The organism is Methylobacterium frigidaeris, assembly GCF_022179185.1.
Taxonomy (GTDB): domain Bacteria; phylum Pseudomonadota; class Alphaproteobacteria; order Rhizobiales; family Beijerinckiaceae; genus Methylobacterium; species Methylobacterium frigidaeris.
On the sequence record NZ_BPQJ01000169.1, the window covers coordinates 1 to 322 of the forward strand.

General features: G+C 63.4%; 1 protein-coding gene. It reads left to right on the plus strand.

Annotation, left to right across the window (positions count from 1 at the left end; genetic code table 11):
* Window positions 1-8: 8 nt before the first annotated feature.
* Window positions 9-200, plus strand: a complete 192-nt coding sequence (locus MFF64_RS36710) for a CsbD family protein (RefSeq protein ID WP_147857530.1) — start codon at window positions 9-11, stop codon at window positions 198-200.
* Window positions 201-322 lie beyond the last annotated feature (122 nt).

Consider the following 322-nt stretch of genomic DNA (forward strand, 5'->3'; position numbering starts at 1 on the left):
GAAACGCCATGAGCAGCACCACGGACAAGATCAAGGGCGCCGCCAACGAGGCCCTGGGCAAGGCCAAGCAGGGCCTCGGCGACGTGACCAACAACGACAAGATGAAGGCCGACGGCGCGGCGCAGGAGCTCAAGGGCAAGGCCCAGAGCACCGTGGGCGATGCCAAGGGCGCCGTGAAGTCGGCGACCGACAAGATCTGAACCTTCATGAATGACGGGATCGGAATCCGCCCCTCGCGGGTTCCGATCCTGAACCGGCTGAATTTCGTGAGGATGCCATGATCGGTTGGGCTATCACGTTTCTCGTCGTCGCCCTCGTGGCG